This window comes from Kosakonia beeri (genome assembly GCF_054165705.1).
In genome coordinates this window covers 933170-955926 of record NZ_CM135106.1, presented here as the reverse complement: position 1 = coordinate 955926, position 22757 = coordinate 933170, and the positions used below count along the sequence as shown (strand labels likewise).

Sequence of the window (22757 nt, the reverse complement as noted above, 5' to 3'; positions counted from 1 at the left end):
TTTTTTTGATTTTCTGCTTTCCCTTTTTCCGCCCCTCTGCCATGTTTATATTCCTTTGTCAGAACCACTGACGCTGCTTTATTGAGGAAGCCGGCTATGCATTATCACCGTATCCCCCACAGTTCGCTTGAGATAAGCACCCTGGGGCTGGGCACAATGACGTTTGGTGAACAAAACAGCGAAGCCGACGCCCACGCACAGCTCGATTATGCCGTAAGCCAGGGCATTAACCTGATTGATGTGGCGGAGATGTACCCTGTGCCGCCGCGTCCCGAAACACAAGGTCTGACGGAAACCTATGTAGGCAACTGGCTGGCGAAACGCGCCAACCGCGAAAAACTGGTTATCGCCTCGAAAGTGAGCGGCCCGAGCCGCAATAACGACAATGCAATCCGCCCGAACCAGGCGCTGGATCGTAAAAATATCCGTAACGCGCTGGACGATAGCCTGCGACGCCTGCAAACGGATTACCTCGATCTCTACCAGGTGCACTGGCCGCAACGCCCAACTAACTGCTTCGGCAAACTGGGTTACAGTTGGGTTGACAGCGCACCGGTCGTCACGCTGCTGGAAACGCTGGAAGCACTGACCGAGTTTCAACGCGCCGGGAAGATCCGCTATATCGGCGTATCAAACGAGACCGCATTCGGCGTGATGCGCTATTTGCATCTGGCGGAAAAACACGAACTGCCGCGCATAGTTACCATCCAGAACCCTTACAGCCTGCTAAACCGCAGCTATGAGGTCGGGCTGGCGGAAGTAAGCCAGTATGAAGGCGTAGAATTGCTGGCTTATTCATGCCTTGCGTTCGGCACGCTGACCGGCAAGTACCTTAATGGCGCAAAACCGGCCGGCGCGCGCAATACGCTGTTCAGTCGTTTTACACGCTACAGCGGCGAGCAGGCGCAAAAAGCGGTGGCGGCTTATGTGGAGATTGCCAAACGGCATAACCTGGATCCGGCGCAAATGGCATTAGCGTTCGTGCGTCGTCAGCCCTTCGTTGCCAGCACCCTGCTGGGTGCGACAACGATGGAACAGTTAAAAACTAATGTGGAAAGCCTGCATCTGGATCTCAGTGAAGAGGTGCTGGCTGAAATCGAAGCCGTACACCAGGTTTATACCTACCCGGCCCCGTAACACTTAACGGCGGCGCTGCCAGATCCACAGCGCCGCAATCGCCAGCGCAAACAACGCGCCAAAACCGACGCCGACGCCAACCACCGGGACACCCACTTTCACTGCCAGCGAGTAAAGCCCCAGCATCAGCAGCATGGCCGTGTTTTCACCCAGATTCTGCACCGCAATGGCGTTGCCTGCACCCACCGAGGTTTTGCCAATCGCCTGCAGCAGCGCATTCAGCGGCACAACAAAAAAACCACCCAACATGCCAATCAGCATCAGCACGCCATAAGCGGGCAATAATGCGTGTTGTAATGAAAATAACACCACCGCCACACCAATCAGGATCCCGGCAGGCATACAGCGGGCAACGGTTTCCAGTGTTACCAGCTTCGCCGCCAGACCTGCGCCTGCCACAATCCCCACCGCCACCATCGCGTTGAGGTAGGTCGGCGTGGCGTTATCGGTCATCCCCAGCGCCACCGGCACCCACAACACCAGCAGGAAGCGCAGCGTTACCCCTGCGCCCCAGAACAGGCTGGTACCGACCAAAGAAAACCGGGTTTCACCGTTGCGCCACAATGTTCTACAGGCGCTAAAAAAACTGTGCGTCATCGGCGTAAACCGCCAGGATTGCCCCGGACGCGCCGCCGGCAATTTCGGGATCATCACGTTTGCCGCCACCGCGCCGCCATACACCAGCGCACACACCGCGAGTGATGCCAGCACATGCCAGTCGGCCAGCACACCGCCAGCAACCGACCCCAACAAAATCGCCGCAATAGTGGAGGATTCCATTAAGCCGTTGGCTTTAACCAGCTTATCGCCGGTGGTGATTTCACCCAAAATACCGTATTTGGCCGGCGAGTACGCCGCCGCGCCAATGCCCACCAACAGATAACCAACAAACGGGTTAACGCCGACGCAAATGCTGGCCGCGCCCAGTAATTTCAAGCCATTAGCTATCATCATCACCCGGCCTTTGGCAAAGCTGTCGGCAATTTGACCAACAAAGGGCGCAAAAAGAATGTAAGCGCCCACAAACACCATCTGAAGTACCGGCTGGCTCCAGTCGGGGTAAAATTCGGCCTTTAATAACGCCAGCGTCGCAAATAACAACGCGTTATCGCCAAATGCAGAGAGGAACTGGGCGGCAATCACCGCCATCATTCCTCGCGTCCACAGCGAGGAGTTAGTGCTTACTGACTCAGGCATGATAAGACTCGACCTCTTCGACCATACTCTTCAGCGTAACAAAATCGGGCTTACCGCTGCCGAGCACCGGTAGCTGTTTCAGGAAACGGATATCACGCGGCACGGCCAGTTCGGGGACACCTTGCGCACGTGCCTGCTGCTGCAGCTTATCGCGCGTTAGTTCGCTATCGGTGGTAAACATCACCAGCGCTTCGCCTTTGCTGGCATCGCTCTTAACAACCGTCGCGTGCAGTTTGTCCGGCGACACAGCCAGCGCCAGCTGCTCTACAATCTCCAGCGAAATCATCTCGCCGGCAATTTTAGCGAACCGCTTCGCACGGCCCTGGATCTGCACAAAACCCTGCTCGTCAAATCGCACAATATCGCCGGTGTCATACCAGCCTGGCTCCAGCTCGCCGTGGATATTCTCCGCTGCGGGCGCTTCCAGCACGCCGGGGTTTTCCACCCGCAGATAGCCGGTCATCACGTTAGGGCCTTTCAATTGCAGCCGGCCGCCCTCTTCAATGCCCGGTACCGCCATCAGGCGTGCATCCATACCCGGCAGAATGCGCCCGACCGTTCCCGGCTTCGCCGCCATTGGCACGTTGATCGACACCACTGGCGCACATTCGGTCACGCCGTAACCTTCAAGAATGCGCAGCCCAAATTTGTCCTGCCATAACTGGCGCGTGCTCTCCTGGAGTTTTTCCGCCCCGGCAACAACATAACGCAGGCGGAAAAAGTCATACGGGTTTGCGAAGCGCGCGTAATTGCCAAGGAATGTCGAGGTGCCAAACAGTACGGTGCAGTTACGGTCGTAGACCAGTTCCGGCACAATCCGGTAGTGAAGCGGGCTGGGGTAAAGAAACACCTGGGCCCCGGTCAGAAGGGGGGTTAACAACCCGACGGTAAGACCGAACGAATGAAACAGCGGCAGCGCCGACATAAAGCGGTCATTGGCGGTAAAGTCGGCGATGGTTTTGATTTGCTCGACGTTGGCCAGCAGGCTTTTGTGACTGTGCACCACCCCTTTCGGGTTGCCTTCAGAACCCGACGTGAACAGGATCAGCGCCGGGTCTTCCGCTTTCTGGGCAACCTGCGCTTTCAAAGGCATGAGCAAGTGGCGGAATATCCAAAGTTTATCGGCCAGTCTTACCTCGCCTTTCAGATCTTCCAGATAAACCCAACGCACCTGCGTTAACTGCTCCGGCAGGTGCCAGAGTTTGCCTTTATCCATAAAAGTGCGGGAGGTAAAGATGGTCTTGATCTGCGCGGCAGTAATGGCGCTGCTCAGGCCTTTCACTCCGGCGGTATAGTTCATCATCGCCGGAATACGCCCGCGGGCAATGGCGCCGAAAATCACCGCAGCGCTGATACCGGCATTCGGCAGCATCAGGCCGATTTTTTCCCCTTGCGCGCTGTATCTGTCCAGAAGACGCGCCACAAAGAGTGTCTTGGTCAGCAGCTTGCGGTAACTGTCCGGCGTGAAATTAATGTCTTCTACGCAAGGTTTCTTTTCGCCATAGCGATACTGTGCCGAAAGCAAAGCTTCATACAACGTTTCACGCGGGCGCACTGCCATGCGGGCTTCCATCATGATTTGGTGCAGCATCTCTCCGGCGATTTTACGCCTGTCGCGGGCACGCGGGGCATCCGGCATCGGCAAGGTTGTCGGCGGCAGGATGTGCAATGTAATACGCGGGAACAGTCGCTGTTTTACCAGCCCTTTCAGACGGCTGAAAAACGTCAGTTCGGCACCGTCAATACGCACGGGGATCACTGTTGCACCGGATTTTGCCGCGACAAACCCGGCACCGTCATAAATTTTCATCAGCGAGCCGGAAACCGAAATGCGCCCTTCCGGAAAAATCACTACCGGACGCCCCTGCTCAACCAGTCGCACCAGATGTTTAATCGACATCGGCTTGGTGGGATCCAGCGGAACAAAATCGATAATTGAACTGATCCAGCGCATGTACCACTGGGTACTGATGGAGGTATAAACCGCGAAAACCGGGCGCACAGGCAGGAACAACGCCAGCAGAATGCCATCAATAAATGAGACATGGTTCGGGGTGATTAACACACGTTCGCCGCGCAGTGCCTGCGTCTTTCCGGTCAGTTGTACCCGGAACAACACGCGAAACAGGCCGCGAAAAAAGCCCAGTAGCATTTCAACTCCTTTTGCCAGTCAATTAAGCACGTTATTTTCAAATTGTGGCAGATTACACGAGAAGCGCAGGAGGGAAAACGCAGGCAAAAAAAAACCTGCGCGTCCGCGCAGGTTGGTGCAATCAATAAGTACGAAGAGCGTACAGAATAAATCACCAATCAATACCTCTGGGATCTTGATTGTGGCGTGGGGCGCAGGGCATCGCCAGCGAGAAAAAGCAAGAGAGTGAGCCGAAGTGAAACGAGGTATGTTGATTTTCGATTCCTGTTACACGCAGCGGCAGGCAAAAAAAAACCTGCGCATCTGCGCAGGTTGGTGCAATTCGAGTGTGCAACCCTGAGGGTTGCGTTCACCTATCAATACCTCTGGGATCCCTACTCTGTCACGGGGGCGATGCCCCCACCAGCGGACAATCGAAACAGCCCTTCGCAAAGTGTAACGAAAGATTTTAGCTGTATTAATCGGTAAAACTTTGCTGTGTAACGTTTTCACCCGGTCCTCCGCGTCAGCTCACGTTTGCATACTCCTGACGGGCAACTTCCTTGATTAGCCCTCCCTTTTCCGTAACACTACAGAGTGTGTAAACGCTTACCTCTAAGGACGGTGCGCCATGGCGACCATAAAAGATGTAGCACGGCTGGCTGGCGTCTCTGTCGCGACAGTTTCCCGTGTGATCAACGACTCGCCGAAAGCGAGCGAAGCCTCACGTCAGGCGGTGCAAACTGCAATGGATTCGTTAAATTACCACCCCAACGCAAACGCCCGCGCCCTGGCGCAACAGTCGACGGAAAGCGTCGGCCTGGTCGTGGGTGATGTTTCTGATCCTTTTTTTGGCGCGATGGTAAAAGCCGTCGAACAGGTGGCTTCTGCCACCGGTAATTTTCTGCTGATTGGCAACGGCTATCATAATGAAGAGAAAGAGCGTAAAGCCATTGAGCAGTTGATACGCCATCGCTGCGCGGCGCTGGTCGTGCATGCCAAAATCATCCCCGACGACGATCTTGCTTCACTCATGAAGCAGATACCGGGCATGGTGCTGATTAATCGCATTTTACCCGGCTTTGAGCAGCGCTGCGTGGCGCTGGATGACCGTTATGGTGCCTGGCTGGCGACACGCCACCTGATTCAGCAGGGCCATACGCGCATTGGTTATCTTTGTTCAAACCATGCGATTTCAGATGCCGAAGACCGGTTACAGGGTTATTACGATGCGCTGAAAGAGAACGGTCTGCCGTGTAACGACCGGCTGGTAACATTTGCCGAGCCGGATGAAAGCGGCGGCGAACAGGCGATGACCGAACTGCTGGGACGCGGGAAAAATTTTACCGCAGTGGCCTGTTATAACGACTCAATGGCGGCCGGGGCGATGGGCGTGTTGAATGATAACGGTATTGACGTCCCACGCGAGATTTCGCTGATTGGTTTCGACGATGTGCTGGTGTCGCGCTATGTCCGCCCGCGCCTGACAACAGTACGTTACCCGATAGTCACCATGGCAACGCAGGCGGCTGAATTAGCACTGGCGCTGGCGACCAGTCAGCCATTACCGGACATTACTCACCTGTTTAACCCAACGCTGGTGCGCCGCCATTCAGTTATCGCGCCGCAAGAGAGCTAATTCCTTTTGCCGGAGGGGTGCTGACGCCGATCCGGCTTTTGCTGGCCCCCTCCGGCAAAATTCACAGCGCAATACGGTAAAGGTGCACACGGGTAGCGGGGTAATCGAGCGCGTCACCGATATAGTTCCAGCCAAAACGCTCATAAAAATCACGACACGCCGAGTAGAGATGCAGCTGGCTGAAGCCCATCAGCCGGGCCTGCGCCATCACATGGCGCTGCAACTGCCCGGCCAGCCCCTGACCACGTGCACTCTCTTTGACATACAACGCTGCCAGCCACGGGAACAGATCCTGGCGACTGATCAAATCGCAGCGCCACAGCCCCACCGTGCCCAGCAGCGCGTTCCCGTCGAGCAGTACAAAGGTCAATGGCAACTGCCCCGGCGTCTGGCTGTGCTGAATAATGCTGGCGAAAAAGTCCCGCGGCAACGAATCGCCAAACTCGCGCCACAGCCAGTCAGTGACCTGTTCCGCCATTTGCGGCACTTCATATAGGGGAACAATGTTCACATCAGTTTTCCCTGAAAGATTGGCACCGACTCAAACAGATAGCCGTCAAAATCCGGCGCATCTTCGTCGGACAATTCCAGCAGACTTTTTTTTACATTTTCGAGATGCTGCCACATAGCCTGCCATGCCCCCATCACATCACGTCGACGCAGCGCCGCCAGTAGCGTCTGACGGTCGCCAAGCCATTTCAGGCGGTACGGGCGGCTGGCGATGTGCACATTGAACTGTTGCCAGAGGGGGCTGCTGTCCATGTGGTGCCAGATGCTCTCCACCGTCGCAAGCAACATCTGGTTTTGCGACGCACCGGCCAGCACCAGGTGGAACATCTTGCTGTTATCCTGCGAAGTGTCATTCATAGCGATGGCGCGCTGCTCCTGCTCGAGAATGCGCCGCAGATTGTCGATATCCGCCCGGGTCGCCATTTTCGCGGCAAACGCGGCAATATTGCTTTCCAACAACTGGCGCGCCTGCAAAATCTCAAACGGGCCAACATCGCTACTTAAAAAACGCTCCTCCTCGTTTTCATGCGCCTGCGGTATGCGCATCACATACACGCCCGACCCCTGGCGAATATCCACCGTGCCTTGCAGTTCCAGCATCAGTAGGGCTTCGCGCACAATCGTGCGGCTAACGCCATATTTTTCCGCGATATTGCGCTCCGGCGGCAAACGAGAGCCAACAGGGTAATGCCCGTTGATGATCTGCTCACGTAGATCTTCGCCAATCTCCTGGTACTGTTTTTTTTCCGGCGGGACGACGGCCTTCTCCACAATATCACCTGCGCTTTTCAGTTATTGCGTTCTATTTTACGTCATCATCAAGGGTGAGGGTCAACTGACGGTCATCGCTTAACCTGCGATACCACGACAACGACTTTTTCGCCCGGCGGTCGCGGTTGTTGTGCAAATCGATCTCCACCAGCCCGTAACGGTTTTTAAAGGCGTTCATTGGCGAGACATTATCGGTAAACGCCCACAACATATAGCCCTGACAGTTCGCGCCCGCTTCCCGCGCGCGCAAAGTGTGCCACAAATGCTCAGCGATAAACGCAATGCGGTAATCATCTTCAATCACCCCTTGCGCATTGCGAAATTGTCCTTCGTTCTCGACACCCATTCCGCTTTCCGCCACAAACCACGGAATATTGCCGTACTCATTTTTAATGCGCATGGCCATGTCGTAAATAATCGACGGCAGGATCTCCCAGCCACGGGATTTATTCATTCTCCGCCCAGGTAATTCGAACGGTTCATAATAATAAGCGGGGTGGAAAGGCGTTTCCGGGTGCCAGGCGCGGGAAGGCGCTTTAACCCGGTGCGGATAGTAGAGATTAATCCCCAGTTCATCCACGGTGTTATCACGGATGATCGCCAGCTCTTCTTCGCTGTAATCCCAGGCGACCTGGTGTTTTTCCAGTAGCGCAAAAAGCTCTGGCGGGTAGTGGCCTTTCACCATCGGGTCGAGGAACATGCGGTTATAGAACAGATCGTAACGCTCTGCGGCTTGCACATCGTGCGGCGCGCGGGAACGAGGGTAGGTCACTTCCGGATTCAGAATACACCCCACCGTGCCGGCGTAGCCCTTTTCGCGGAATAAATTAACTACTTTCGCCGTCGCCAGGTTTTTATGGTGATTCCACTGCATCCATGTGCCGGTGTTCTGCTCGTAAGGCCAGCGCAACGCATCAAGGTAAACGCGGGTTTGCACCACAATCGGCTCGTTAAAAGTGAACCAGCGCGTCACTTTATGATGAAAACGTTCAAATACCTTACTGGCGTATAGCAGGTAAAGCTCCACCACTTTTTTTGACGCCCAGCCGCCATACGTTTCCAGCAAGTAACCCGGCAGTTCGTAATGCTCAAGGCAGATCATCGGCACAATGCCGTGGCGCTGCATCTCATCAAAAAGTTCGTCGTAATAGGCGGCGTAGGTTTCATCTACCACGCCCTTCTCATAATCGGTCAGAAAGCGCGACCAGTTGATGGAGGTGCGGTAGTGCGTCAACCCCGCCTGCTTCATCAGCTGCACATCTTCCCGAAAACGCTGGTAAAAGTTAGTTGCCACCGCCGGGCCATAGCCTTCGTGCCAGACATGGCGATCGTTTTTGTACCAGAGATCTGGCCAGGAGTCCTGCCCCTCCCGTTTGCCGATCCAGCCTTCAGTTTGCCAGGCAGAAGCGGCAGCCCCGAGAATAAACGACGGGGGAATAGCGATTGTTTTCGTGCTCATGGCATCCTCAGGAGTTAGACGCCGTTTCGGCCTGCAATTGCGCCTGCTCTGCACGGCGTGAGGCAATTTTCACAAACGGCAGATAGATAATAACGGCGGTAATGATGCAAATGAGCTGCGTCACCACTGCGCCCATTGAACCTGCGGTCGAGAGCCAGGCGTTGATCAACGGTGGCGTCGTCCACGGCACCATCACCACGGCTTTACCGGCAAACCCGGTCACTGTAGCAAAGTAACCAATCGATCCCGTGACCAGCGGGGTAATAATGAACGGGATGGCCAGGATCGGGTTGAGCATGATCGGCATACCGAATATCACCGGTTCGTTAATGTTGAAGATCCCCGGGCCGATCGAGAGTTTGGCGATCTCTTTCATCTCTTTGCGTTTGGTGGCAATCATCACCGCGATCAGCAAACCGATAGTCAGCCCGGAGCCACCGATGCTCATATAGACATCCCAGAACGGCATGGTGATGATGTTAGGCACCTCTTTGCCTTGCTCAAAGGCACTCATATTTACGGTGATCGCCCCGAGCAGTAGCGGTTCGCGGATCGGTTTGATCATCTGGTTACCATGAATACCAATGACCCAAAACAACTGTGCGACAAACATCAGCAGCAGGATGCCAGGCAGGCTTTGCACCACGCGCTCCAGCGGCTGTTGCACCACCTGGTAAACCGCGTCATACAGATACATGCCGGTCACTTTCTGAAAAACAAACCCAAACGTGGCGATCACGGTAGTGGTGATGATCGCCGGGATCAGCGCCGAAAACGAGGCTGAAACATTGGGCGGCACCGTGTCCGGCATTTTGATCTTCAGCCCTTCGCGGTTTTCCAGCCAGCAGTAAATTTCCACGGATAAGATCGCGATAAACATCCCTAAAAACAGACTGCGGGTGTCAGAGAACTGGCGCAGCAGCACGTCTTTCACCACATGCATCTGCCCGTCTACCAGCATTTCCACGGTGGTAGGGGTTACGCAAATAAAGCAGATTACCGCCAGCAGCCCGGGAAACAGGGACTTAATGCCGTTAATGCGCCCGAGTTCGATACCGATTAAAAACACCGCGCCAATATTGAGGAAATTCAGCGTCGCGTAATTAATGGCGCTGGTGATGGGTTTTAACGCCGCAAGGAACGACAGCGACTGGAAGCTGGCAAGGCCGTTTTTCGGATCTAACACCATATTAGAGATCAGAACGGAAAACGCGCCGACGATGATCACCGGCATCAGAGTAATAAACGAAGATTTGATCGCCATGATGTAGCGATAGCTGTTGAATTTTGTCGCAAAACTACCCAGAGAATCGATGAGCTTTTCTTGTAGGGCCATGGGTTAACACCTCAGTAAAGGGGTTTTATTATCGAAACCGGGATACAGCTGAATCCCATTTGGCATACCAAAAATAGTCATGGATGGGAAAAAGTTCTGTGACACGCCTCGCATCGCCGTTTCTGGTATTCCAAAATGCGGCTTTTTTCTCCATTGGCATACCACCTTGCTTTTATCAGGGCTTTTCCCGAGTGTGGTAGACTGCCGCTATTATGCGAAACGAGAATTTGTCATGGTCACAATGCTGGACGTTTCACTGCGCGCCGGGGTATCAAAAGCCACGGTTTCCCGCGTTCTGAACAATACGGGGCAGGTTAAAGAGAGCACCCGCAATCAGGTTTTTAAAGCAATGGAAGAGCTGGGATACCGGCCTAATTTCCTTGCGCGCTCCCTGGCAAACCGCACCAGCAACAGTATTGGCCTGGTGGTGTCCAGCTTTGATGGTTTCTATTTTGGCCGTCTGCTACAACAGGCGTCGCGCCAGGCGGAACTGCATGGCAAGCAGTTGATTGTTACCGACGGGCACGATACGCCGGAGCGGGAAGAGCTGGCGGTGCAGATGCTGGCCGACCGCCGCTGCGACGCCATTATTCTCTACACCCGATTTATGCGCGAAAAAGCGATTCTGCGGCTGATCGACAGCGTGCCCATGCCGCTGATTGTTATAAACCGTGAAGTGGCGCAGGCGCACGACAAATGTGTCTTCTTCGAGCAGCAGGATGCTGCCTTTCAGGCCGTGGATTATCTGATAAGCCAGGGCCACCGGGATATTGGCTGCATTACTGTGCCTATCCACACGCCAACCGGGAAATCACGGCTAATGGGCTATCGTAAGGCTCTGGAAAAACACGGCATTCGCTGGGATCCGGCCAAAGTGAAGTATGGCGACGCCACCATGACACGCGGCTTTGAACTCTGTCGGGAGATGTTACAAGAGGGGGTGAAGATCAGCGCCCTGTTCACCTGTAATGACGACATGGCGCTCGGCGCATCCAAAGCTATCCGCCAGGCGGGGTTGACTATTCCGCAGGAGATCTCGCTGTTCGGCTTTGATGACTCGCCCGGTGCCCGCTGGCTGGAGCCAGCGCTGTCGACGGTTTATCTGCCCATCGACACCATGATCACCACCGCCATTGATCAGGCGATTAAAGCGGCAAACAACGAAGAAACAGCGGCAATCCCGCCGTTTACCGGCACGCTGGTCTTACGCGAGTCGGTGGCAGCGGGACCGTATCAGAAGGCTTAACCCAGCTCCAGTGCGAGCAGCTCTTCAATGGTCTGACGGCGGCGAATCAGCCATGCCACACCGTTATCAAACAGCACTTCCGGCAGTAGCGGTCGGCTATTGTAGTTAGACGACATCGAAGCGCCGTACGCGCCCGTATCATGCAATACCAGGTAGTCGCCCGGCGCCACCGCAGGGAGCGCGCGGGTTTCCACTTTGCCGCCCTCTAACTGTGTAAAAACATCACCCGATTCACACAACGGCCCGGCGACTACCGTCTCGATCAGTGGCGCATTTTGCAGGTCGCGACCATCGCGCGCCAGCGCGGTAATATGGTGATAGCTACCGTACATTGCCGGGCGCATCAGATCGTTAAAACCGGCGTCGATCAATACGAAATGACGGCTGCCCATGTTCTTTACGCTGCGCACTTGTGACACCAGCACACCGGACTCCGCCACCAGGAAGCGCCCCGGTTCGATCTCCAGTTTCACCGCGTGCCCAAGATGGCGGGCAATCTGCTCGCGGGCAGCATTCCACAAACCGTAATAGTGCGCCGTATCAACCTGCGCATCCCCTTCATGGTAAGGAATGGACAAGCCGCCGCCTGCGGAAATAGCAGGAAGATCCTGACCAAACTCCACCACCAGCTGTACCATCGCGCCACACACCTGCTCCAGATGCGCGTAGTCAACACCGGAACCGATATGCATATGAATGCCCGCCAGTTTCAGCTGATAGCGCTGCATTACTGCCAGCGCAGCGCCCATGTCGCTGTGCCAGATCCCGTGTTTGCTATTTTCGCCGCCGGTGTTGGTTTTCTGGCTGTGACCATGACCAAAACCAGGGTTAACTCGCAACCAGACGCGGTGGCCCGGCGATACCGCGCCTAGCTGTTCCAGCATATCCACCGAACCGGCGTTAACCGCAATGCCCAGTTCCGTAACGCGGGCCAGCGTCGCCTCATCGATCACATCGGCGGTAAAGACGATATCGTCCGGGTGCGTTTGCGGATCGTAACCCGCCGCCAGCGCACGCTCGATCTCGCCCAGCGACACGGAATCAACTTTTACGCCCTGCTCACGCATCAGGCGCAGAATATGAATATTAGAACAGGCTTTCTGCGCGAAACGCACCACATCAAAGTCGCGCAGTTTGGCAATTTGCCCGCGAATGATTTGCGCGTCATATACCCATACCGGGCAGCCAAATTCAGCAGGAAGTTTCAGCAGGTTAGCGGCATTCAGGTCGGTTTCAGTCTGGTGTAACGAGCGTGGCATGGTCTGGCTCCGGTGATCATTTTTGACCATTACGCCATAGCGCGAAGAGAATAAAAAATATCGTTTTATCTCTACTCTATGCAAAAATGATATGGATAACCCCGCGAAACGGATGCATGCCATGCCTGCTGTGAACCTGCGCCATATCGAAATTTTTCATGCGGTGATGACCACCGGCAACCTGACTGAAGCCGCCGCACTGTTGCATACCTCACAGCCCACCGTCAGCCGAGAACTGGCGCGCTTTGAAAAAGTGCTGGGGTTAACGCTGTTTGAGCGGACACGCGGCCGCCTGCAGCCTACCGTGCAGGGGTTACGGTTGTTTGAAGAAGTCCAGCGCTCCTGGTACGGGCTGGACAGAATTGTCAGCGCAGCGGAAAGCCTGCGCGAATTTCGTCAGGGGGAATTATCCGTTGCCTGCTTACCGGTTTTCTCGCAGTCATTTCTACCGCTGCTGCTACAGCCATTCCTCGCCCGCTACCCGGACGTGAGCCTCAATATTGTGCCGCAGGAGTCGCCGCTGCTGGAGGAGTGGCTTTCAGCCCAGCGTCACGATCTGGGGCTAACGGAAACATTGAGCACCCCCGCCGGGACGGAACGCACCCCGCTGTTAACCTGTAATGAAGTCTGCGTCATGCCGCAGGAACACCCGCTGGCGCGCAAAAGCATGCTGACACCGGCGGATTTCCAGGGTGAGAATTACATCAGTCTGTCGCGTACTGACAGCTACCGGCAGCTGTTGGATCAGCTGTTTAGCGAACATCAGGTGAAGCGCCGTATGGTGCTGGAAACGCACAGTGCCGCCTCGGTCTGTGCGATGGTGCGTGCTGGCGTAGGTATTTCCGTGGTGAACCCGTTAACCGCGCTGGATTATGCCGCCAGCGGCGTGGCAGTGCGGCGGTTCAGCATTGATGTGCCGTTTACCGTCAGCCTCATCCGCCCGCTGCATCGCCCGGCATCGGCACTGGTCGAGGCTTTTACCCGCCATTTGCAGGCAGCCATGCCGCTGATCGCTCAGCCGTTGGCTGCCATGCTCACCGCACGTTAAGAGAGCATAAAGTTGACCGCATCGGCAGCATGCAGTGCCGCCGTGTCAAAGACCTTAATCGGGCAGTGTGTCTCCGGCAAAAGCAGGCCAATTTCGGTGCAGCCAAAAATCACCCCATCCGCGCCTTCTGCGGCCATCTGTTTGATCAGATTCAAAAAGTAATAGCGCGACTCGTCGGTAAAAGTGCCAAGGCACAGCTCATCGAAGATGATCTCATTGACGCGCTCGCGATCTTCCGGGCCTGGCACGCACGTTTTGATGCCGAACTGTTTTTCCAGACGCCCGCGATAGAAATCCTGCTCCATGGTGTAACGCGTGCCCAGCAGGGCAACATTGTGCAGCCCGGCGTTTTCAATCGCCCGTCCCGTGGCATCGGCAATATGAAGAAAAGGAATATGGCAGCGTTCCTCGATTTGCCCCGCGACTTTGTGCATGGTGTTGGTGCACAACACGATCGCCTGCGCGCCTGCCTGCTCAAGGCCTGCCGCCGCCTGGGCAAGAATTTCACCCGCTTTATGCCACTGCGCCGTGGCCTGGCAAGTCTCAATCTCGTGGAAATCCACGCTGTGCAACAGCAAACTGGCGGAGTGTAAGCCACCCAGGCGCGCTTTGACGCCCTCATTGATCAGGCGATAGTAGGGAACGGTCGATTCCCAGCTCATGCCGCCCAGCAATCCTATTGTTTTCATCGTGTCTCTCCGTCGGGTTTTGCACCCAGTCAATCAAAGTTGTGATCAGCTTTCAACTTCTCTGGCCTGCCATTTATTTTTACGCGAGCCTGAGATAAATTATTTGAAACATTGTTTCATCATTTAATACCACTACAGGACAGCCCGATGTTTATCTTTCATAAAGACACACAACTTGACGATCTGGGCAACGGTGTCAGCCGCCGTATTCTGGCCCATGACGGCAAAATGATGGCCGTCGAGGTCAATTTTGAACAAGGCGCCGTCGGCCCAATGCATAACCATCCTCATGAACAACTCACTTATGTTTTATCCGGTGAATTCGAATTTACCATCGGTGATGAGAAACATATCGTCACGGCAGGCGATACTCTTTATAAGCAACCGCACATTATGCACGGCTGCGTATGTCTGAAAGCCGGCACCCTGCTGGATACCTTCACCCCGGTGCGCGAAGATTTTTTAAAATCCTGATCCCCAACTGAACAACGCCCTCATTTTTGAGGGCGTTTTTCTTCATATGACCGTCATACAATACTTCGCCCGATAATCATTTAAGATTTAAATGATTTCATTTTGCGATATTTCATCAGCGTTTCCTTTCTTATCCCGCGGCCATTTATTTCTGGTGAAACCCGTGTTTTATCGGCAAAAATGACACCCACCTCACCTTATTGAAACATCGTTTCGACTTTGATCACATTTCACGAATTAATCGAATGACGGAAAATTAAAACTCAATAAAATATTTTAAAACGATGTTTTACAAATCAAGAATGTCAGTTCGCAGCATTTTAAAACCCGGAAATTTGCTAATGATTTCGGGCAGTTAAAGATTCATATCACATTGATTACGCGAAACATTGTGATCAAGCGCACACGCAGAACCTGTTTTTACCCCTGTACGCCCAGGCGGCGGGGGAAAGAAGTTAATCTCCGAATCCGTATTACACCATTGTTCGCCAGGTAGGTATGTATGAATGAAAACAGACTACTGGGATTGGCCTGGATATCGCCTTACGTTATTGGGCTGATAGTCTTTACGGCATTCCCATTCATCTCATCGTTCTTCCTCAGTTTTACTGAGTATGATCTGATGAGCCCGCCGGTATTTAACGGCATCGAAAACTACCGCTACATGTTTACCGAAGACACCCTCTTCTGGAAATCAATGGGCGTCACGTTTGCGTATGTATTTTTGACCATCCCGCTGAAGCTCGCCTTTGCGCTGGGTATTGCCTTTGTTCTGAACTTTAAATTGCGCGGTATCGGCTTTTTCCGTACCGCTTACTACATTCCTTCAATTCTTGGGAGCTCAGTGGCGATCGCCGTGCTGTGGCGCGCGTTGTTTGCTATTGATGGCTTGCTGAACAGCTTTATCGGTGTGTTCGGCCTTGATCCGGTTAACTGGCTGGGCGAACCGTCACTGGCCCTGATGTCAGTAACATTACTGCGTGTGTGGCAGTTTGGTTCGGCGATGGTCATCTTCCTTGCTGCGTTGCAAAACGTGCCGCAATCGCAGTACGAAGCAGCCATGATCGACGGTGCCAGTAAATGGCAGATGTTTATGAAAGTTACCGTACCGCTGATTACGCCGGTGATTTTCTTCAACTTCATCATGCAGACCACGCAGGCGTTCCAGGAATTTACCGGCCCGTATGTCATTACAGGCGGCGGCCCGACCTATTACACCTATCTGTTCTCGCTCTATATCTACGACACAGCCTTCAAGTACTTCGATATGGGCTACGGCGCAGCGCTGGCCTGGGTTCTGTTCCTGGTGGTGGCGGTCTTCGCCTCTATCGCCTTTAAGTCGTCGAAATACTGGGTGTTCTACTCTGCCGATAAGGGAGGCAAAAATGGCTGATATCCAACACGTCACGCCGGGCATGCAGGAAGCTGAGCGTGAAGTGGCGCGTACCCTGCGCCGCGAGAAAGTGAGCGCGTGGATCCGCTATGTGATCCTGCTGTTTGTCGGCTTGTTGATGCTCTACCCACTGGCATGGATGTTCTCGGCATCGTTCAAACCGAACCACGAGATCTTTACCACGCTGGGCTTGTGGCCAGAGCACGCCACCTGGGATGGTTTTATCAACGGCTGGAAAACCGGCACGGAATACACCTTTGGCCATTACATGCTGAACACCTTCAAGTATGTGATCCCGAAAGTGATCCTGACCATTATCTCTTCCACCATTGTGGCGTACGGTTTTGCCCGCTTTGAGATCCCGTGGAAGAACTTCTGGTTCGGTACGCTTATCGCCACCATGCTGCTGCCCAGCACCGTGCTGCTGATCCCGCAGTACCTGATGTTCCGTGAAATGGGCATGCTCAACAGCTATATGCCGCTGTATCTGCCGACGGCGTTCGCTACTCACGGGTTCTTCGTCTTTATGTTGATTCAGTTCCTGCGCGGTGTACCGCGTGACATGGAAGAAGCCGCGCAGATCGACGGCTGTAACTCCTGGCAGGTGCTGTGGTACGTGGTGGTGCCAATCCTGAAACCGGCGATTATCTCGGTGGCGCTGTTCCAGTTTATGTGGTCGATGAACGACTTTATCGGCCCGCTGATTTATGTCTACAGCGTGGATAAGTACCCCATCGCACTGGCGCTGAAAATGTCCATCGACGTGACCGAAGGCGCACCGTGGAACGAAATTCTGGCAATGGCGAGTATCTCCATTCTGCCGTCCATCATTGTCTTCTTCCTGGCACAGCGCTACTTCGTACAGGGCGTGACCAGCAGCGGAATTAAAGGTTAAGAGGGAAATATCATGGCTGAAGTTATTTTCAACAAACTGGAAAAGGTGTACTCCAACGGCTTCAAAGCGGTACATGGTATCGACCTGAAAATCGCCGACGGTGAATTTATGGTCATTGTCGGCCCGTCTGGCTGCGCCAAATCCACTACCCTGCGTATGCTCGCAGGTCTGGAAACCATCAGCGGCGGCGAAGTGCGCATCGGCGAAAAGATCGTCAACAACCTCGCGCCAAAATCGCGCGGAATCGCGATGGTGTTCCAGAACTATGCGCTCTATCCGCATATGACCGTGCGCGAAAACCTCGCGTTTGGCCTCAAGCTCAGCAAGATGCCGAAAGACGAAATCAACAAACAAGTGGATGAAGCGGCAAAAATCCTTGAGCTGGAAGAGTTGATGGATCGTCTGCCACGCCAGCTTTCGGGTGGTCAGGCACAGCGTGTGGCGGTAGGTCGCGCAATTGTGAAAAAACCGGACGTCTTCCTGTTTGATGAACCGCTTTCCAACCTCGACGCCAAACTGCGCGCCTCAATGCGCATCCGTATTTCTGACCTGCATAAGCAGTTGAAGAAATCCGGTAAACCGGCAACCACCGTTTACGTCACGCACGATCAGACCGAAGCGATGACCATGGGCGACCGTATCTGCGTGATGAAACTTGGCCATATCATGCAGGTAGATACCCCGGATAATCTCTATCACTTCCCGAAAAACATGTTCGTGGCGGGCTTTATTGGCGCGCCGGAAATGAACATCAAACCGGCGAAGATAGTGAAAAAAGACGACCAGTTACACATCACGGTCGGTCACGACACGCTGGCGCTGAATGCCCGGCAGCAGGAAAAAGTTGCGGATTATGAAGGCAAAGAGGTGTTCTTTGGCGTGCGTCCGGAGTTCGTCTCCGTCGCCGATCAACCTTTTGCTGATGACTGCGGCTCAGGCGATCTGGTGCGAGTAGAAAACATGGGACACGAGTTCTTTGTTTACCTGAAAGTGGGCGACTACGAGCTGACTGCCCGAATCCCTTCTGATGAAGCTAAGCCTATGATTGAAAAAGGACTTCACCGGAAAGTGTACTTTAAGTTTGATATGAATAAGTGTCATATTTTTGACGCCAAAACGGAACAGAACATCTCTCTGTAAATAAAAACTGGAGTATAAAAATGAAAAAAGTGCTATTAGGCGCCGTTATCTCCGCAACCCTGGGCATGTGCGCTGTACCCGCAACCGCCGCTGATAATGTAGACCTGCGTATGTCCTGGTGGGGGGGCAACGGTCGTCATCAGGTGACATTAAAAGCGTTGGAAGAATTCCATCAACAGCATCCAAATATTACGGTCAAATCTGAGTACACCGGCTGGGACGGGCACCTCTCCCGTCTGACCACGCAGATCGCGGGCGGTACCGAGCCGGACGTGATGCAGACCAACTGGAACTGGCTGCCGATCTTCTCAAAATCCGGTGACGGTTTTTACGACCTTAACCAGGTGAAAGACATCATCGATTTGAGCCAGTTCGACGCAAAAGAGCTGAAATCCACCACCGTGGACGGCAAGCTGAACGGTATTCCCATTTCCGTGACCGCACGCGTGTTCTACTTTAACGATGAGCAGTGGAAAAAAGCCGGTGTCGCCTTCCCGAAAACCTGGGACGATCTGTTAGCTGCGGGCAAAACCTTCGAGAGCAAACTCGGCAAACAGTACTACCCGGTTGTCCTGGAACACCAGGATACACTGGCGCTGCTGAACTCCTACATGGTGCAGAAATACAACATTCCTGCCGTGGACGAGAAAGCGAAGAAATTCAGCTACACCAATGAGCAGTGGGTGGAATTCTTCCAGATGTATAAAAAACTGGTCGACAGCCACGTAATGCCGGACTCGAAATACTATGCCTCGTTCGGCAAAAGCAACATGTATGAAATGAAACCATGGATCGAAGGTGAGTGGGCCGGTACCTATATGTGGAACTCCACCATCACCAAATATTCCGACAACCTGAAGCCGCCAGCCAAACTGGTGCTGGGTGATTACCCAATGCTGCCAGGAGCAACGGATGCGGGTCTGTTCTTCAAACCGGCGCAGATGCTGTCGATTGGTAAATCCACCAAGCACCCGAAAGAAGCGGCGCAGGTGATTAACTTCCTCCTGAACAGCAAAGAAGGCGCAGAAACGCTGGGGCTGGAACGTGGCGTTCCGCTGAGCAAAGCCGCGGTGAAAACGCTGACCGACAACGGGGCGATCAAAGATGGCGATCCGGCTGTTGCGGGCCTGCGTCTGGCGCAATCACTGCCGACCAAGCTCTCGGTTTCGCCGTACTTTGACGATCCGCAGATTGTGGCCCAGTTCGGCACCGCGATTCAGTACATCGACTACGGCCAGAAAACGGTAGAAGAAACCGCTGCCGACTTCCAGCGCCAGGCTGAACGTATCCTGAAACGCGCCATGCGCTAACGTTTTACCGTCACACCATACCCTGCCCATTTGGGCGGGGTATTTTTTTATCTAAGGAGAGAACGTCATGGCAAAAGGCAAAATCATCCCGCTCACCTTTCGTAGCCGAAAAGATACGAAAACCGGGCACGAAGTCATCCGGATGACGCCTCCACATGTGATTTGTCACCGTAATTACTTCTATCAAAAATGCTTCACCCGCGATGGCGGGAAACTGATTTTCGGCGGCGCATTTGAAGGCCACTGGAATTACTACTTGCTGGATATTGCCCGTAGCCAGGCGACACAGCTCACTGAGGGTGCCGGCGATAATACATTCGGCGGCTTTTTATCTGCCGACGATAGCGCGCTCTGGTACGTGAAAAACACCCGCGAATTACGCCGTGTCGATCTGGCCTCGCTTGAAGAACACATTGTTTATGAGGTCGATGACGAATGGGTGGCTTACGGTACATGGGTCGCTAATTCTGACTGCACAAAACTGGTCGGGATTGAGATTAAAAAAAGTGACTGGCAACCACTGACTGACTGGCAAAAATTCCGCGATTTCTACTTCACCAACCCGGAATGTCGGTTGATCCGCATCGATCTACAGAGCGGCAAGCGCGAAACACTGCTGCAAGAGAAACGCTGGCTTGGTCACCCCATTTACCGCCCGTTTGATGACACTACCGTGGCGTTTTGCCATGAAGGCCCGCGCGATGCGATTGATGCACGCATGTGGCTGATTAACGAAGACGGCAGCAACTTGCGTAAGGTGCGACAGCACAACACGGGCGAAAGTTTTACCCACGAATTTTGGGTGCCGGACGGGTCCGCGCTCTATTATGTGGCGCACCAGGAAAACGATGCGAAACGCTATCTGTGCAGTGCCGATCCGGCCACGCTGGAAAACCGCCAGTTAATGGCCATACCGCCCTGCTCTCACCTGATGAGCAATCACGACGGTAGCCTGATAGTCGGTGATGGCGCACCACACCATACCGGCGATATTCACCTTAATGATCCGTTTATCTGGGTATTTGACGTTAACAGCGGCGAGCAAAAAGCCATTTGCGAGCATAACAGCAGCTGGAAAGTACTCGACGGCGACCGCCAGGTTACGCATCCGCACCCGTCATTCTCGCCGGATAATCAGTGGGTGCTCTACACGTCTGATGCCGAAGGCATGCCCGCGCTCTATTTAGCTCAGGTCTGAGTTATCCCTCCGCCCTCTCCGCTGCGATGAGGGCATTTTGATGTTTATTTGCGCATTTTTCACCTCTCGTTTTATGCCGTTTTCCAGCCTTTCATGTTTACCCAAAAACCACACAACTCATTGTTATTATTATATTTTTTATTTATTCCAGCCTATTGACGGGGTGAATATCTCAGGCGTAGCATCGCCCTTGCTGTAGCAAAATACCTGTTTTTATATACAGCACTTTCGGTGCAAAAGACGTTCTCTGATTTCAAAGATGCGCACCGGATTTCTCAACCCACAATCAAAAATGACAAACGAGGAAAACAATATGCCTGGATTTAACTATGGCGGTGGCGCTGGTGATGGGACCAACTGGAGTTCAGAACGCGGCTCTGAGCCGTCGCCTGGCGGCGGTTCCAACGGACATGGTGGCGATCGTGATAACGGCGGCTCGGCAAACGCCACGCCAGCCCAAAAACAGTTATCTGCCATCCAGAATGATCAGGCGCTTCGCCAGAAGCTGGCGAACCTGATCCTGGCAGCCCGTACCATTAACCCCTTATCCAAACTCAAAATTGAACAAGTGAAACCCAATGGCATGCTCAGCATTTCTGCGGAAGGGTTAACTGCCGATCAGGCAACGGACATTGGTTTGTCTGGCCTGGTGATGGGCCTGCAGAGTAATGGCGTAACGGTCGCCATTGGCGATTTCAACTCTGGCCATCCGCTACAAGGCAGCCAGCCAAAGAACGGTAAAGGCGGGTTCAATGCTGATACAATCGCCGCATCATCGGTTGGCCAGTTTGTTACGGTGTTGCAGGGTGTATTGCCTTCTGGCTACTGGCTGAATAACGGCAAAGTGATGACCAAAGTTCGCCGGGAGATCACCACAGGCGGCGGCGGGAAAAACGGCAATGAGCATACCCGAATTGTAACCGTTGAAGTAGAAGTCCCCGCCCTGACCCAGGCGTATAAACAGGGTGAAACCCAACGGGCGGACGTGAAAGATGCGGTGAAATTTACCGCCGATTTCTACAAAGAGGTCACGGCGAAATTTAGCGAACAGTCGGCTAAAGTTGCTCAGGAACTGGCCGCGGCCGCGAAAGGCAAGAAGATCCGCAACGTTGAACAGGCACTGGCCGCTTTTGAACGTTATCAGGGGGTGCTGGAAAGTAAGTACAGCGTGGCCGACCGCGAAGCGATTGCAAAAGCGCTGGAGTCTGTCAACCGCGCCAACATGGCCAACAGCCTGGCAAAATTCAGCAAAGGCTTTGGTTATGTGGGGAAAGCCATCGATGCGTATGATGCGATTCTGGTCGAACTGCCGAAAGCGATCCGCACCAAAAACTGGCGTCCGTTCTTTGTGAAGGTGGAAGCCATCGCGGCAGGTAACGCAGCAACTGCGCTGACCGCGTTTGCCTTCAGCGCCATTACAGGTAGCGCGCTCGGTATCCTTGGGTTTGCCCTGATGATGGCCCTCGTCGGCGCGCTGGTTGATGAAGCCTTTGTCACCAAAGCGAATGCGCTGTTAGGCGTATAAAAGCAAGCAAAAGGCCGGTATTAACCGGCCTTTTTATTCAGCAATAAATAGAGCAAGTAACCCAGTCCGAGCGGGATAGCAAACAAAAAGCACGCGCCGTAATACAAGGCATAGAGGCCGTTTTTGCCAGGCGTCTCTGTAAAATACCCCCGCTGCCAGAACGCGCGCGTCGTAAATCTCAGCGCCAGGGTTTCAACCCCTTTTTTGGCAAACGGGTACAGCGGGCAACTCAAAAGCGACAGCACAAAAAAGTATTGTGAAACGCGATCCTGCATATCCTGGCTCCATGCCCAGGCAAAACCAGACAGGAAAAAGAGCCCCCAAAAAATATTTTTGCAGTAGTATTTCGCGGTCATAACGCGCCCGATCCCAATGATGTACCAACCGTAACTGATTAATA

At 53.8% G+C, this 22757-nt stretch carries 20 protein-coding genes; 11 read left to right on the top strand and 9 right to left on the bottom strand.

Features of this window, described 5'->3' with window-relative positions; translation table 11 throughout:
• Positions 1-96 precede the first annotated feature (96 nt).
• Positions 97-1137 carry an NADP(H)-dependent aldo-keto reductase gene (locus ACUY4S_RS04725; protein WP_312691712.1) on the top strand — a complete coding sequence of 347 codons (1041 nt, stop codon included), beginning with the start codon at positions 97-99 and terminating at the stop codon, positions 1135-1137.
• A gap of 3 nt (positions 1138-1140) precedes the next feature.
• On the opposite strand, the gene lplT is transcribed toward ACUY4S_RS04725, so the two are convergent.
• Together lplT and aas are read right to left on the bottom strand one after the other, a co-directional pair.
• Entirely contained in the window at positions 1141-2334 is a 1194-nt protein-coding gene (gene lplT, locus ACUY4S_RS04720; protein WP_312691711.1) for a lysophospholipid transporter LplT, read from the bottom strand.
• Positions 2327-4486, bottom strand: a complete 2160-nt coding sequence (gene aas / locus ACUY4S_RS04715; protein ID WP_458022152.1) for a bifunctional acyl-ACP--phospholipid O-acyltransferase/long-chain-fatty-acid--ACP ligase — start codon at positions 4484-4486, stop codon at positions 2327-2329. The genes lplT and aas overlap by 8 nt, the downstream gene beginning before the upstream one ends.
• A gap of 610 nt (positions 4487-5096) precedes the next feature.
• On the opposite strand from aas, the gene galR reads away from it, so the two are divergent.
• Positions 5097-6104 carry an HTH-type transcriptional regulator GalR gene (galR, locus tag ACUY4S_RS04710; protein ID WP_312691709.1) on the top strand — a complete coding sequence of 336 codons (1008 nt, stop codon included), beginning with the start codon at positions 5097-5099 and terminating at the stop codon, positions 6102-6104.
• Positions 6105-6165: 61 nt separating this feature from the next.
• On the opposite strand, the gene ACUY4S_RS04705 is transcribed toward galR, so the two are convergent.
• The 4 genes from ACUY4S_RS04705 to ACUY4S_RS04690 are packed head-to-tail and all read right to left on the bottom strand — an operon-like array spanning position 6166 to position 10180.
• Positions 6166-6615 carry a GNAT family N-acetyltransferase gene (locus ACUY4S_RS04705; RefSeq protein WP_312691708.1) on the bottom strand — a complete coding sequence of 150 codons (450 nt, stop codon included), beginning with the start codon at positions 6613-6615 and terminating at the stop codon, positions 6166-6168.
• On the bottom strand, positions 6612-7385 hold the full coding sequence (locus ACUY4S_RS04700) for a GntR family transcriptional regulator (RefSeq protein WP_312691707.1): 774 nt from the start codon (positions 7383-7385) through the stop codon (positions 6612-6614). The genes ACUY4S_RS04705 and ACUY4S_RS04700 overlap by 4 nt, the downstream gene beginning before the upstream one ends.
• A 31-nt stretch (positions 7386-7416) precedes the next feature.
• On the bottom strand, positions 7417-8844 hold the full coding sequence (locus ACUY4S_RS04695; protein WP_458022153.1) for a glycoside hydrolase family 1 protein: 1428 nt from the start codon (positions 8842-8844) through the stop codon (positions 7417-7419).
• A 7-nt stretch (positions 8845-8851) separates the two neighbouring features.
• On the bottom strand, positions 8852-10180 hold the full coding sequence (locus tag ACUY4S_RS04690; RefSeq protein WP_312691705.1) for a PTS sugar transporter subunit IIC: 1329 nt from the start codon (positions 10178-10180) through the stop codon (positions 8852-8854).
• A 232-nt stretch (positions 10181-10412) separates the two neighbouring features.
• On the opposite strand from ACUY4S_RS04690, the gene ACUY4S_RS04685 reads away from it, so the two are divergent.
• Positions 10413-11426 (top strand): LacI family DNA-binding transcriptional regulator, encoded by a 1014-nt coding sequence (locus ACUY4S_RS04685; protein ID WP_458022154.1) that lies wholly within the window; start codon positions 10413-10415, stop codon positions 11424-11426.
• Here ACUY4S_RS04685 and lysA read toward each other — a convergent pair.
• Complete coding sequence (lysA, locus tag ACUY4S_RS04680; RefSeq protein ID WP_458022155.1) at positions 11423-12685, bottom strand: diaminopimelate decarboxylase; 1263 nt, start codon at positions 12683-12685, stop codon at positions 11423-11425. The two genes, ACUY4S_RS04685 and lysA, sit on opposite strands and share 4 nt — an antisense overlap.
• 121 nt (positions 12686-12806) lie before the next feature.
• Between lysA and ACUY4S_RS04675 the strand changes: the two genes are divergently transcribed.
• Positions 12807-13733, top strand: coding sequence for a LysR family transcriptional regulator (locus tag ACUY4S_RS04675; RefSeq protein ID WP_458022156.1), 927 nt, complete (start codon positions 12807-12809; stop codon positions 13731-13733).
• On the opposite strand, the gene ACUY4S_RS04670 is transcribed toward ACUY4S_RS04675, so the two are convergent.
• A complete protein-coding gene (locus ACUY4S_RS04670; RefSeq protein ID WP_312691701.1) occupies positions 13730-14422 on the bottom strand; it encodes an aspartate/glutamate racemase in 693 nt (230 codons plus the stop codon). The genes ACUY4S_RS04675 and ACUY4S_RS04670 overlap by 4 nt on opposite strands.
• Before the next feature lie 147 nt (positions 14423-14569).
• Between ACUY4S_RS04670 and ACUY4S_RS04665 the strand changes: the two genes are divergently transcribed.
• The 7 genes from ACUY4S_RS04665 (at position 14570) to ACUY4S_RS04635 (ending at position 22357) form a co-directional block, all read left to right on the top strand.
• Entirely contained in the window at positions 14570-14896 is a 327-nt protein-coding gene (locus tag ACUY4S_RS04665; protein WP_312691700.1) for a cupin domain-containing protein, read from the top strand.
• Positions 14897-15398: 502 nt separating this feature from the next.
• Positions 15399-16289 (top strand): carbohydrate ABC transporter permease, encoded by an 891-nt coding sequence (locus ACUY4S_RS04660; RefSeq protein WP_061493306.1) that lies wholly within the window; start codon positions 15399-15401, stop codon positions 16287-16289.
• Positions 16282-17184, top strand: coding sequence for a carbohydrate ABC transporter permease (locus ACUY4S_RS04655; RefSeq protein ID WP_312691699.1), 903 nt, complete (start codon positions 16282-16284; stop codon positions 17182-17184). Before ACUY4S_RS04660 ends, ACUY4S_RS04655 begins: the two co-directional genes overlap by 8 nt.
• Positions 17185-17196: 12 nt before the next feature.
• On the top strand, positions 17197-18324 hold the full coding sequence (locus ACUY4S_RS04650) for an ABC transporter ATP-binding protein (protein WP_312691698.1): 1128 nt from the start codon (positions 17197-17199) through the stop codon (positions 18322-18324).
• Positions 18325-18344: 20 nt separating this feature from the next.
• Positions 18345-19634 carry an ABC transporter substrate-binding protein gene (locus tag ACUY4S_RS04645; RefSeq protein ID WP_312691697.1) on the top strand — a complete coding sequence of 430 codons (1290 nt, stop codon included), beginning with the start codon at positions 18345-18347 and terminating at the stop codon, positions 19632-19634.
• 67 nt (positions 19635-19701) lie between these two features.
• Positions 19702-20832 (top strand): oligogalacturonate lyase family protein, encoded by a 1131-nt coding sequence (locus ACUY4S_RS04640; protein ID WP_458022157.1) that lies wholly within the window; start codon positions 19702-19704, stop codon positions 20830-20832.
• A 313-nt stretch (positions 20833-21145) separates the two neighbouring features.
• Positions 21146-22357, top strand: coding sequence for a colicin-like pore-forming protein (locus ACUY4S_RS04635; RefSeq protein ID WP_458022158.1), 1212 nt, complete (start codon positions 21146-21148; stop codon positions 22355-22357).
• Positions 22358-22377: 20 nt separating this feature from the next.
• On the opposite strand, the gene ACUY4S_RS04630 is transcribed toward ACUY4S_RS04635, so the two are convergent.
• Positions 22378-22713: a colicin E1 family microcin immunity protein gene (locus tag ACUY4S_RS04630; RefSeq protein ID WP_458022159.1), complete on the bottom strand. Its 336-nt coding sequence runs from the start codon at positions 22711-22713 to the stop codon at positions 22378-22380.
• Between the last annotated feature and the right edge of the window lie 44 nt (positions 22714-22757).

Bases quoted from the DNA above. Each gene is read 5' to 3' on its own strand.
- lplT (WP_312691711.1), bottom strand. From the start codon at position 2,334: ATGCCTGAGTCAGTAAGCACTAACTCCTCGCTGTGGACGCGAGGAATG.
- galR (WP_312691709.1), top strand. From the start codon at position 5,097: ATGGCGACCATAAAAGATGTAGCACGGCTGGCTGGCGTCTCTGTCGCG.
- ACUY4S_RS04645 (WP_312691697.1), top strand. From the start codon at position 18,345: ATGAAAAAAGTGCTATTAGGCGCCGTTATCTCCGCAACCCTGGGCATG.
- ACUY4S_RS04660 (WP_061493306.1), top strand. From the start codon at position 15,399: ATGAATGAAAACAGACTACTGGGATTGGCCTGGATATCGCCTTACGTT.
- ACUY4S_RS04725 (WP_312691712.1), top strand. From the start codon at position 97: ATGCATTATCACCGTATCCCCCACAGTTCGCTTGAGATAAGCACCCTG.
- ACUY4S_RS04675 (WP_458022156.1), top strand. From the start codon at position 12,807: ATGCCTGCTGTGAACCTGCGCCATATCGAAATTTTTCATGCGGTGATG.
- ACUY4S_RS04655 (WP_312691699.1), top strand. From the start codon at position 16,282: ATGGCTGATATCCAACACGTCACGCCGGGCATGCAGGAAGCTGAGCGT.
- ACUY4S_RS04640 (WP_458022157.1), top strand. From the start codon at position 19,702: ATGGCAAAAGGCAAAATCATCCCGCTCACCTTTCGTAGCCGAAAAGAT.
- ACUY4S_RS04665 (WP_312691700.1), top strand. From the start codon at position 14,570: ATGTTTATCTTTCATAAAGACACACAACTTGACGATCTGGGCAACGGT.
- ACUY4S_RS04630 (WP_458022159.1), bottom strand. From the start codon at position 22,713: ATGACCGCGAAATACTACTGCAAAAATATTTTTTGGGGGCTCTTTTTC.
- ACUY4S_RS04650 (WP_312691698.1), top strand. From the start codon at position 17,197: ATGGCTGAAGTTATTTTCAACAAACTGGAAAAGGTGTACTCCAACGGC.
- ACUY4S_RS04690 (WP_312691705.1), bottom strand. From the start codon at position 10,180: ATGGCCCTACAAGAAAAGCTCATCGATTCTCTGGGTAGTTTTGCGACA.
- ACUY4S_RS04670 (WP_312691701.1), bottom strand. From the start codon at position 14,422: ATGAAAACAATAGGATTGCTGGGCGGCATGAGCTGGGAATCGACCGTT.
- lysA (WP_458022155.1), bottom strand. From the start codon at position 12,685: ATGCCACGCTCGTTACACCAGACTGAAACCGACCTGAATGCCGCTAAC.
- ACUY4S_RS04685 (WP_458022154.1), top strand. From the start codon at position 10,413: ATGGTCACAATGCTGGACGTTTCACTGCGCGCCGGGGTATCAAAAGCC.
- ACUY4S_RS04695 (WP_458022153.1), bottom strand. From the start codon at position 8,844: ATGAGCACGAAAACAATCGCTATTCCCCCGTCGTTTATTCTCGGGGCT.
- aas (WP_458022152.1), bottom strand. From the start codon at position 4,486: ATGCTACTGGGCTTTTTTCGCGGCCTGTTTCGCGTGTTGTTCCGGGTA.
- ACUY4S_RS04635 (WP_458022158.1), top strand. From the start codon at position 21,146: ATGCCTGGATTTAACTATGGCGGTGGCGCTGGTGATGGGACCAACTGG.